We start from the raw sequence: 11,672 nt of genomic DNA, 5'->3' as shown, positions 1-11,672 counted from the left end.
GCTCCGCCCGTCGCGGTTGCGCCGCCGGCTGCCGCGCCGGCGCCGATTGCGCCTGCCGCGCCGATCATGGCCTCGATGCCGACGCCGGCTCCCGCCTACGAAGCGCCGGTCGAAGCGCCCGTCATGATGGCGCCTCCGGTCGAGGCGGCGCCGGTCGCTCCGGCGCCTGCGCCGATGCCGGCTCCCGTGGCGGCCGCTCCCGTGGCGCCGGCTCCCGCTCCGGCGCCCGCGCCGCAGCGTCCGCTGGTCGACGAGAACGACTGGCGCGTCAGCCGTCCCTCGACGGCCAAGGCGCCCGTGCGGGCTGAACCCGTCGCGCGCCCGACGGTCGCACGTCCGGCGACCGACAATCGTGCGCCCAACCTCTTCCAGCGCATCACCGGTGCCTTCTCGGCGCCGAAGCCCGCGACGACGGCGGCCGCTCCGGCCGAGCCGCAGGTCGCGCGTCCGGCCCCCGCGCCGGCTCCCGAGAACGTCGTCGCCGTGGCTCCGAAGGCCCCTGTTTCGCGTCCGGCGCCGGTCCAGACCTCGATCAGCCTCGATGTCACGGAGCGTGCGAAACCGGCTCGCGACGACGACGATCTGCAAATTCCGGCTTTCCTGCGGCGGCAAGCCAACTGACGCAGGAATTTCTGCTCTTCACGCATCTTCCGAGGGGCCGCGCGGCCCCTCTTTTTTTCGTGTCAGCGTGATATAACGCGGCGGCACGAAGTTCATTGCGGATGGGACATGTCGAAGTTGGTTGTGGGTAAGGGCCGTCGCATCGCGGCGGGGCTGGCGCTGACATTGGCGCTCGGGCTCTCCGCGTGTGGCTCGGACGACGACAAGTATGTCGAGCAGCCCGTCGAGCAGCTCTACAATCGCGGGCTCGATGCGCTCGGCCAGCAGGAGTACAAGACCGCCGCCAAGAGCTTCGAGGAAGTCGATCGCCAGCATCCCTATTCCGTCTGGGCGACCAAGGCCCAGATCATGGCGGCCTTCGCCTACTACCAGTCCAACAAGTACGACGAGGCCATCATCGCGCTGGACCGCTTCATCCAGCTCCATCCCGGCCATCGCGACCTGCCCTACGCCTACTATCTGAAGGCGCTCTGCTACTACGAACAGATCTCGGACGTCGGCCGCGACCAACGCACGACCCAGCAGGCGCTCGATGCCCTGGCCGAGGTCGTCAAGCGCTTCCCCGATTCGCCCTATGCCCGCGACTCGCGCCTCAAGGTCGAGCTCTGCATCGACCATCTGGCCGGTAAGGAGATGGCGGTCGGCCGTTACTACCAGACCAACCAGCAGTATGTCGGTGCCATCAACCGCTACCGCGTGGTGATCGAACGGTATCAGACGACCACGCACGTACCAGAGGCTCTGCATCGCCTGGTCGAGAGCTATCTCTCGCTTGGCGTGAAGAGCGAGGCGCAGGAGGCCGCGGCCGTGCTCGGCTACAATTTCCCCGGCAGCGAGTGGTACCAGGACAGCTACTTCCTGATGACCGGCGAGGGCACACGGCCGCCCGACGAGAAGCGCGGCTGGTTCTCCCGCATCTTCTGACCGCCCGGCATGCTCGCCACGCTTTCGATCCGCGATTTCGTGCTGATCGAGAAGCTCGACCTCGATCTTGCCCATAGTGGCGGCCTTGGCGCGCTGACCGGTGAGACCGGCGCCGGCAAGTCGATCCTGATCGACGCGCTGGGGCTGGCGCTCGGCGCGCGCGCCGAATCGGGCGTGGTGCGGCGCGGCGCCGCCCAGGCTTCGATCGCCGCCTCCTTTGATCTGCCGCGTGAACACCCGGCACGCGCTGTGCTCGCCGAGCAGGGCCTCGACGGGGAAGACGTGCTGACCCTGCGCCGCATGATCGGCGCCGACGGCCGCAGCCGCGCCTTCGTCAACGACCAGCCGGCCTCGGTGGCGCTGCTGCGCCGGCTCGGCGACACCCTGGTCGAGATACAGGGACAGATGGAGCAACACGGCCTGCTCGACACGGCGACGCATCGCGCCTCGCTCGACTCGTTTGCAGGTCTCGAAAAGCAGGCGGCCGCCGTTGCGTCAGCGTGGACGGCATGGCGCGGCGCCGAGCAGGCCCACGCCGACGCGCAGGCGACGGCGGAAGCGGCGCGGCGCGACGAGGAATTCCTGCGTCATGCGGTGAAGGAACTCGATGCCCTGGCGCCCAAGGCCGACGACGAGGAAACGCTGGCGGGCGAGCGAGCGCTCATGCGGGCCGGCAGCGCGCTGGGCGAAGCGGTCACCCAGGCGCTGGCCGAGCTGGAGCAGGGACGCGGCGCCGTCGCGAGCCTCCGGACGGCGCATCGCCTGGTCGAACGCAATGCCGACAAGGCCGCGGGCCGCCTCGATGCGCCGCTGGCGGCGCTCGATCGGGCGCTCAGCGAGACAATGGAGGCGCAGGCGCAGCTCGAGATGGCACGCGATACGCTGGAGTTCGATCCGGCGCGACTCGAGAAGATCGAGGAGCGGCTGTTTGCGCTCAGGGCCCTAGCCCGCAAGCATAATGTCGCCGTGGCCGGGCTCGCGGAACTCGCTGAAAAGTTCTCGGCGCAACTCGCCGCGCTGGACGATGGCGAGGCCGGGCTGAAGAAGCTGGCAGCCGCCGCGAAGGCGGCGCGTGCGGCCTACATGACGGCCGCGGAAGCGCAGGCCGCCGCGCGACGCAAGGGCGCGGCCCGGCTCGACAAGTCGGTGGCGGCCGAACTGGCGCCGCTCAAGCTCGAACGGGCGAGGTTCGTTACCGAGGTTGCCGCCGTGCCGGAAGCGGAATGGTCGGCCGCCGGCACCGATCGCGTGCAGTTCACCGTCTCGACCAATCCCGGCGCGCCGCCGTCGCCCATTGCGAAGATCGCATCCGGCGGCGAACTCTCGCGTTTCCTGCTGGCGCTCAAGGTCTGCCTCGCCAAGGTCGGCGACGCGCCGACCATCGTGTTCGACGAGGTCGATTCCGGCATTGGCGGTGCGACGGCGGCCGCCGTCGGCGAGCGGCTGAAGCGGCTGGCGAAGGATGTCCAGGTGCTGGTCGTCACGCATTCGCCGCAGGTCGCCGCGGTGGCCGACCGTCACTGGCTGATCCGCAAGACCACGACCCGGACGGCCGCCAGCACCGATGTGGTGGCGCTGGATGCGAAGGGCCGCCGCGAGGAGATCGCGCGCATGCTGTCGGGGGCCGAAGTGACGGTCGAGGCGCGTGCCGCGGCCGATCGGCTGCTGGCGACGGCAGGTTAGGAGGACGACGATGTCCCGTGCGGCGAAGGTCGTGGCGGCGCTCGCGGTCGACAAGCTGACCGAGCGGCAGGCGCGTTCCGAGCACAAGCGCCTGGCCGAGGAGATCCTCCATCACGACAGGCTCTATCACGAGAAGGACGCGCCGGAGATCTCGGACGCCGATTACGACAGGCTGCGCCAGCGCCTGAAGGCGATCGAGGCGCGCTTCCCGCAGATCGTCGACATGTTCAGCCCGACGCAGAGGGTGGCGCCGACACCGACGACGGCTTTCGCCAAGGTGAAGCATGCGCGGCCGATGCTGTCGCTCGACAACTGCTTCACCGACGAGGAGCTGCAGGATTTCCTCGACCGCGTGCGGCGTGGCCTGGAGCGGGAAACCAACATCGGTCCCGAGGACGAGATCGCGTTCAGCTGCGAAGCCAAGATCGACGGCCTGTCGATCAGCCTGCGCTACGAGGACGGCGAGTTCGTGCAGGGGGCGACGCGCGGCGACGGCACCACGGGCGAGGACGTGACGGCCAACCTGCGCACGGTGAAGGACATTCCGCAGACGCTGAAGGGGCACGGCAAGGACGGGTTCCCGAAGTCGATCGACGTGCGTGGCGAGGTCTACATGGAGCGCAAGGCGTTCCAGGAGATGAACGAGCGCCAGGAGGAGGCGGGCGAGAAGACCTTCGCCAATCCACGCAACGCCGCCGCGGGCTCGCTGCGCCAGCTCGATGCGAGCATCACCGCCAGGCGCCCCCTGCGCTTCTTCGCCTATGCCTGGGGCGAGGCCGAGCAGCGCAGCTGGAAGACGCACAGCGAATACCTGGAACTGCTCAAGGCGTGGGGCTTCAAGACCAATCCCCTGACGAAGCTGTGCCGCACGCCGGACGAGGTGCGCGCCTTCTACGAGAAGATCGGCATCGAGCGCCCGTCGCTGCCCTACGACATCGACGGCGTCGTCTACAAGGTCGACCGCATCGACTGGCAGGAGCGGCTGGGCTTCGTGAGCCGCGCGCCGCGCTGGGCGACGGCGCACAAGTTTCCCGCCGAGCAGGCCCGCACGCGTCTCAACGCCATCATGATCCAGGTCGGCCGCACGGGCGCGCTGACGCCGGTGGCCGAACTGGAGCCTGTGAATGTCGGCGGCGTGATGGTGTCCCGCGCCACGCTGCACAATGCCGACGAGATCGAACGGCTGGACGTGCGGGTCGGCGACATGGTGACGATCCAGCGGGCCGGCGACGTGATTCCCCAGGTGCTGGGCTTCATCGCCGACGAGCGACCGAAGAATGCGCGCAAGTACCACTTTCCCACGCGCTGTCCCTGTCCTCTCGAGACCGAGGTGAAGGCTGAGGAGGGCGGCGTAGTGCGGCGCTGCTCCGGCGGACTCGAATGCCCGTTCCAGCAGGTCGAGCGCCTGCGTTACTTCGTGTCGCGCAACTGCTTCGACATTGAGGGGCTGGGCGGCACGCACATCGAGAATTTCTTCAACGACGGCCTGCTCAAGGTGCCGGGCGACATCTTCCGCCTGCCCGAGCACGAGGCCGACATCAAGAAACGCGAGGGCTGGGGCGATCTCTCGGTGCGCAACCTGATCGCCGCCATCGAGGCGCGTCGCACGATCTCGCTCGACCGTTTCATCAACGCGATCGGTATCCCACTGATCGGCGAGGCCACCGCCAAGATCCTGGCCCAGGAATATGGCGACGCCGATGCCTGGCTATCGGAGATGCTGGCGGCGGCGAAGGAACGCAAGGCGCATCGCGATCCCGTGAAGAAGGAGAAGGCCCTCGAGGCCGTCGGTCCAAGCTATGGCCGGCTGTGCAACGTCGAGCAGATCGGCGTGACGACGGCGGACGCGATGTGTGCCTTCTTCACCGAGGGGCACAATGTGGAGATCATCCGCGACCTGCTGAAGCAACTCACGGTCCAGCCGGTCGAGCGGCGCATCATCGCCGCCGATGCCAAGCTCAAGGACAAGATCGTGGTGTTCACCGGCGAGCTGTCCACGATGACCCGCGATGCTGCCAAGGCGCGGGCCGAAGAGCTGGGCGCCAAGGTCACCGACTCGGTGTCGAAGAGGACAAGCCTCGTCGTGGTCGGCGAAAATGCCGGCTCCAAGGCCCGCAAGGCCGCCGAACTTGGCGTGCCGACGATGACGGAAGAAGAGTGGGTTGAACTTTCGCGTTGATCGTTTGCGGCTTTCCTCCTTTATATTTTCATCGTTGTTGCATTATTCTTCCCTCGATTGATCAGCGTACCTCGGGGGAGGCTCGGCGTTGTCGACTTCAGCTTTGGCATCAACTGCGCCGTCTCGTTCCCGTGCAAACGCGTGGCTCGGCCGCTTCATAGTGGCGCTTCTGGCATCGACGGCGCTGTCCGGCGCCTACCTCGCGTCGCCGGCATTGGCCGACAGTGGAGGAAACGGCGGTCACGATTCCGAAAATAATGGCGGGGTTGGTGGCGCGGGGAGTGCTACCGGGACAGGCGGTACGGGTGGAACCTCCAGCTTCGAGTATTCGGCGGGTGGCGGCGGCGGAGGCGCTGGAACGACGGGCGGCTCCGGCGGGCAAGGCACCGACCAAAGCGGCAACGTTGCAACGGCGGGAGGTTCCGGTGGAGCCGGCGCCGGCGCTTCCGGTTCTGACGGTGCATCGGCCGGATATCAATCTACAAACGGGCAGGCCGGCGGCGGCGGCGGCGGTGGTGCACATGGTGCGGTCGTCATGGCGACCACGACCAGCAATGCGGTTACGGTCGGCGGCAATGGCGGGAACGGGGGAACGGGTGGCGTCGGGGCGACTTCTGGCTCCGGCGGTGGTGGCGGCGAGGGCGGCTATGGCGTCGCCGTCAACGCACCAGTCACATTCACCAGTACGGCCAGCGTCACAGGCGGGACCGGCGGTATCGGAGGTGATGGTGGCGAGGGGGGCGGTGCCGGTGGCAGTGGCGGTGACGGTGGCTATGGCATCGCAGCCACGACCGCCGGAGCCAATGTGAACACAGCCGCATCCGTCGTCGGTGGCCGGGGCGGCAGCGGCGGCAGCAGCGCAGGTTTGAGTAATGGATGGGGTGGCAATGGCGGGGCCGGCATCTTTGGCAACGGGGTCGTCATCAACAACGTCGGCTCGGTCACAGGCGGCAATGGCGGTGCGATCGGAACGGGTAGCGCGACCCAGGGAACGCCGACACCAGGGACCGGCGGCGCCGGGATCGTCGGTTCGAATCTCACCGTCATCAATACCGGATCGATTACCGGCGGCATGGGCGGCAACGGCACCGGGCAGGCCAATGCAATCACCTTCACCGGCGGGGCGAATTCGCTCACACTCGCGGGTGCTTGGAGTCTGTCTGGCAATATCGAGGTCGACAACGGCAGCGTCGCCTTCAATCCGTTGGCCGCCCTGACGGTCGGCAATACGATCGTCGGCACCGGATCGGTGATTCAGACCGGTACCGGGACACTCTCACTCACGGGAACCAACAGCTACAGCGGGGGCACGGCGATCAATGCCGGGACACTGTTGATCTCGTCGGACGCCAATCTCGGAAACTCGGCTGGCGGCCTCGCGCTGAACGGTGGGATTCTGCAGACGACGGCCAGCCTGACGAGCAGCCGCTCCATCACGCTCGGCGGCACGGGCGGCGTCCTAAGCCCGAACGCCGGCACGACCCTGACCCTGAACGGGCCTATAGGCGGCTCCAGCCTGCTTGGATTGACCATGATCGGGGCCGGAACGCTAACGCTCGGGGGCAAGAATACATATGAAGGCGGCACGGTGGTTAGCGCCGGCACGCTGTCCATTTCGTCGGACAAGAACCTGGGCAATGAGAGCGGCACCTTGACTTTGAGCGGCGCGACGCTGCAGTCGACGGCCAGCCTGATGAGCTTCCGCGGTATCAATCTGGGTAGCGGCGCAATCATCAGTCCCGATGCGGGCACGACCCTGACACTGAACGGCCCTGTCGGCGGGAGCGGACTGAATATGGCCGGCTCCGGTACGCTGGTACTCGGAGGCACGAATACCTACACCGGTAATACGACGATCAACTCCGGCACCCTGTCGATCTCTTCCGACGGCAACCTCGGCAATGCAGGCAATTTCCTGCTGCTGAGCGGCGGCACGCTGCAGTCGACGGCCAGCATGGCAAGCGCACGTTCGATCACCCTCGGCGGCGGCACGTTCGCGCCCGACGCGAGGACGACGCTTACTCTGAATGGCAGCATCGGTGGGACCGGCGGGCTGACGATGGCAGGCCAGGGAACGCTGGTGCTCGCGGGCGCCAACACCTATTGGGGCGGTACGACCGTTAATTCGGGCACGCTGTCGATCTCGTCGACCAGCAACCTCAGCGATGAAGTGGGCGGTGTGACGCTCAATGCCGGCACGCTGCAGACAACCGCCAGCCTGGCGACGGCCCGCCCAGTCACGCTCGGCAGCGGCGGTGGATGGTTCACTCCCGACGCGGGGACATCGCTGACCCTGACTGGCTCCATTGGCGGCACTGGCGGCTTGACGATGGCGGGTGCTGGCACGTTGGCGCTGACGGGCGCCAATACCTATCTCGGCGGGACGACACTCAGTTCCGGCACGCTATCGGTCTCGTCCGACGACAACCTGGGCGCCGCGGGCACCGGCCTCACCTTCTTTGGCGGCGCATTGCAGACGACGGGGAGCTTTGCGACCAACCGGTCGATCAGCCTGGAAGTTGAGGGCGGTACGTTCATGCCCGCCGCGGGCACAAAGCTCACTCTTTGGCACGCGGTCACGGGAGCTGGCGATCTGCCGTTCCCCGGGAGCGGCGGACTGACGATGGCGGGAAGCGGCATATTGGAGCTGACGGGGGTCAACACCTTTACCAACACAACCACAATTGCCTCCGGCACGCTGGCGCTTTCCGGTGCCGGCAGCCTCGCGCAGTCGAGCGGCGTCAATCTCATGGGAGCTGGCGCGACATTCGATATCTCGGGCAGCAGCAACAACCAGACGATCCAGGGCCTGTCGGGCGTCACGGGAGCGACCGTCAACCTGGGAGGTCGCAACCTGACGATCGATGGGGCTGCATCGACGACCTTCTCCGGCACGATCGGTGGCGATGGCTCCCTGATCAAGCAGGGCACCGGAACGCTGACTTTGGCGGGCGTCAACACCTACGGCGGTGCGACCAATATCGCCGGCGGCACCCTGTCGATCGCATCGGACGCGAGTCTCGGTGGCCCGCTCAGCTATCTGCAGTTCAACGGCGGCACGCTGCAGACGACGGCAAGCCTGGCGAGCACCAGGTCGATCGTGCTCGGCAATGCTGGCGGATTCTTCACTGCCGGCCTGGGAACGACACTGACCCTCAACGGCACGATCGGCGGCAGCGGCGACCTCACGACCACCGGTCCCGGGACCGTCGCCGTGGCGGGAACGACGGCCTACACCGGCGCCAGCACCATCAACGCCGGTACGTTGGCGCTCATGGGTGCTGGCACCATCGAGCGGTCGAGCGGCGTGAACCTTGCCGGTGCGGGGACGGTCTTCGACATCTCCGGCAGCAGCAGCAGCCGGACCATCCAGGACCTGAACGGCATCACCGGTACGACGGTCAATCTTGGCTCCAATGGACTCGTCGTGGGCACGGCCGGCGCCTCGACTTACGCCGGGACGATTACGGGCTCCGGTGGCCTGACGATGGCGGGCGCCGGCACGCTGACGCTGGCGGGTGGGAATACCTACAGCGGCGGCACGACGGTGACTGCCGGCACGCTATCGATCTCGTCGCAAACCAACCTCGGCCTCACGAGCGGCGGTCTGACGCTCGATGGCGGGACGCTGCAAACGAACTCGAACATGAACATTGGGCATTCGGTGACTCTGGGAGCCGGCGGCGGCACGTTCAGTGCGGGCGGAGTGCTTGGCCTGTTCGGAACGGTTGGTGGGGGCGGTGGGCTGACGATGGACGGCACCGGCGTTCTGGCGTTGCGGGGAACCAATACGTACGGCGGCGGCACGACGGTCAATTCCGGGACTCTATGGATTACTTCGGACGCCAATCTCGGCAGCGCGAGTGGCGGGCTGACGCTGAATAACGGCACGCTGCAGGCCACGGGCACCTTCTCGAGCGATCGGTCGCTCACGCTGGGCGTGAACGGCGGCATCGTCATGAGCGACGCGGGCGGGACGCTGACCTGGAACGGAACGATCGGGGGAGCGGTGGGCTGGGGCTTCGGAGTACAGGGCGCCGGTACGGTCGCTCTCGGCGGGGTCAACACCTATAACGGCTGGACCAGCATCGGAAACGGTGGCCGGCTGTCGCTGGTTGGCAACGGCAGCATCGCCCAGTCAGCCGGTGTGATTTTCATGACTCCTGGTTCTTTCGACATCTCCGGCAGCAGCGGCAACCAGACGATCCAGAACTTGGTGGGCGTCTCGGGTACGACCGTGAACCTGGGTGCCAACACGCTCGCGCTGGGCACCGCCAGCCTGTCGAATTTCGCCGGCACGATCGTGGGCAGCGGTGGGTTGCTCAAGCAGGGCAGCGGCAGGCTGATCCTGTCCGGCCAGAACACCTATAGCGGCGGCACGACGGTCAATGCCGGCACCCTGGCGATCTCCTCGGACGGCAACCTCGGCAATACCGGGGGCATGCTGTCGTTGGACGGCGGTACGCTGCAGACGACCGCCGACCTCACGAGCGCCCGCTCGATCATGCTGGGCGGCGGCGGCGGGACGATCAGCCCCGACGCGGGCAAGACGCTGACCCTGACCGGCCCGGTTGGCGGCGCGGGCGGCCTGACGATGGCGGGTGCCGGCACGCTCGCCCTGACGGGCGCGAACACCTACGCCGGCGGGACACAGGCTGCGGCGGGGACGCTGACACTGAGCAACGCCAGCCTCGCCAGCGGCGTGACGGTCAATGCCGGTGCGACCTTCGGCGGCGTCGGCTCGGTGAACGGCAACGTGACCAACAGCGGCACGATGGCACTCCGCACCAGCGGCCGGATGGATGTCACCGGCACCTACACGAACAATGCCGGCAGCACCTACCAGGTGGAGGTGACTCCGTCGAAGACCGGTCAACTCAACGTCAACGGGAACGCCGTGCTGAACGGCGGCACCGTCGCGGTGATGGCGGGCAACGGCAACTATACGCGCGGCCCCATCTACACGATCCTCAATGCGTCGGCAGGCGTGACGGGAACCTTCGCCGGCGTCACCTCCAATCTTGCCTTCCTGACGCCGTCCCTCAGCTACGACGCCGACAACGTCTACCTGTCGCTCCTCCAGAGCAGCAACGCCTTCTCCAAGGGCGCGCAGACCGCCAACCACGGTGCCGTCGCCGCCGCGCTCGACAGGGCCAACAACAATGTCAGCGGCGATTTCGCCACCGTGCTGGACGCCATCGTGCAACTCGACACGCAGCAGGGACCGGCGGCGTTGAACGCGATCAGCGGCCAGTCCTATGCGAACCTCGGCACCTTCAACACGCAGACCGCCGGCGCCTTCATGTCCGCCGTTGGAGCGCAGCTGAACGCACTTCACGGCGGGCAAGGAAAGGGAGGGACCTACGTGTCGATGGGCTCACCTCTCGACGACGCCTGCAACACGACCTGCGATGTGCCGCCAGAGCCGACGCGCTTCGCCGCATGGCTGAGCGGCGTGGGCGGCCTGGGCTCGGTGCTGGGCAATGCCAACGCCGGGACCATGACCTACAATTTCGGCGGCGCCGCGGTCGGCATGGATTATCGCATGCGGCCCGACCTGCTGGTGGGAGTCGGAATCGGCTATATCGGCGGAACGCAGTGGGTGAACGGCTTCACGGGCCAAGCCTATACGGATGGGGTCAGCGGCAGCGTCTACGCGTCGTACACGCCGGGCAATCTCTACGTCGACGGCCTGGTGGGCTATGGCTACGCGAGCAACCGGATGACGCGCGTGATCGCGATTCCCGGACTGGCCGCGCGCACGGCACAGGGTACGACGGGAGCGAACCAGTTCCTGGGTCAACTCGAGACCGGATGGCGTTTCGACGTGCCGCTGTCGCAGCCCGCGTCGGTCACGCCGTTCGTTCGCGTTCAGGGCTCGACGACGACGCAGAACGGCTTCACGGAAAGCGGCGCCGACTCGCTCAACCTGGTCGTCCAGGAGCAGACGGTGAATTCGCTGCGCAGCACGATCGGAATGGACCTGGCGGCGACCTTCTCCAGGACGACGATCGGCCTGCGCCTCGGCTGGCAGCACGAATTCGCCGACACCAGCCGACCGATGACGGCCTCCTTCTCGGGCGCACCCGGCACGCCGTTCACCGTCTTCGGCGCCACGCCGCAACGGGATTCCGCGGTGCTTGGTCTCGGCGCCACCTTCCAGGTCGCCGACGCGACCGAGGTCAGCCTGCGCTACGACGGCGAGGTCGGCGGCGGCACCAACAACAACGCCCTCACCCTGGGCCTCAGAATGAAGTGGTAGGCG

4 protein-coding genes and 1 pseudogene are annotated in these 11,672 nt (G+C 67.3%); all 5 read left to right on the top strand.

What is annotated here, in order from left to right; translation table 11 throughout:
- A pseudogene (locus Q0Q48_RS17875) lies at positions 1-621 on the top strand (hypothetical protein); the annotation flags it as partial.
- A 108-nt stretch (positions 622-729) separates the two neighbouring features.
- Positions 730-1,545 (top strand): outer membrane protein assembly factor BamD, encoded by an 816-nt coding sequence (locus Q0Q48_RS17870; RefSeq protein ID WP_295140322.1) that lies wholly within the window; start codon positions 730-732, stop codon positions 1,543-1,545.
- 9 nt (positions 1,546-1,554) lie between these two features.
- Positions 1,555-3,228 carry a DNA repair protein RecN gene (gene recN / locus Q0Q48_RS17865; RefSeq protein WP_295140319.1) on the top strand — a complete coding sequence of 558 codons (1,674 nt, stop codon included), beginning with the start codon at positions 1,555-1,557 and terminating at the stop codon, positions 3,226-3,228.
- 10 nt (positions 3,229-3,238) lie between these two features.
- Entirely contained in the window at positions 3,239-5,407 is a 2,169-nt protein-coding gene (ligA, locus tag Q0Q48_RS17860; RefSeq protein WP_295140316.1) for an NAD-dependent DNA ligase LigA, read from the top strand.
- A gap of 160 nt (positions 5,408-5,567) precedes the next feature.
- On the top strand, positions 5,568-11,669 hold the full coding sequence (locus tag Q0Q48_RS17855; RefSeq protein WP_295140313.1) for an autotransporter-associated beta strand repeat-containing protein: 6,102 nt from the start codon (positions 5,568-5,570) through the stop codon (positions 11,667-11,669).
- The last annotated feature ends 3 nt before the right edge of the window (positions 11,670-11,672 follow it).

It is taken from the genome of uncultured Reyranella sp. (assembly GCF_945957355.1).
GTDB lineage: Bacteria > Pseudomonadota > Alphaproteobacteria > Reyranellales > Reyranellaceae > Reyranella.
The sequence above is the reverse complement of the archived record's forward strand: the minus strand, read 5'-3'. Positions and strand labels throughout refer to the sequence as shown.

Bases quoted from the DNA above. Each gene is read 5' to 3' on its own strand.
- Q0Q48_RS17870 (WP_295140322.1), top strand. From the start codon at position 730: ATGTCGAAGTTGGTTGTGGGTAAGGGCCGTCGCATCGCGGCGGGGCTG.
- ligA (WP_295140316.1), top strand. From the start codon at position 3,239: ATGTCCCGTGCGGCGAAGGTCGTGGCGGCGCTCGCGGTCGACAAGCTG.
- recN (WP_295140319.1), top strand. From the start codon at position 1,555: ATGCTCGCCACGCTTTCGATCCGCGATTTCGTGCTGATCGAGAAGCTC.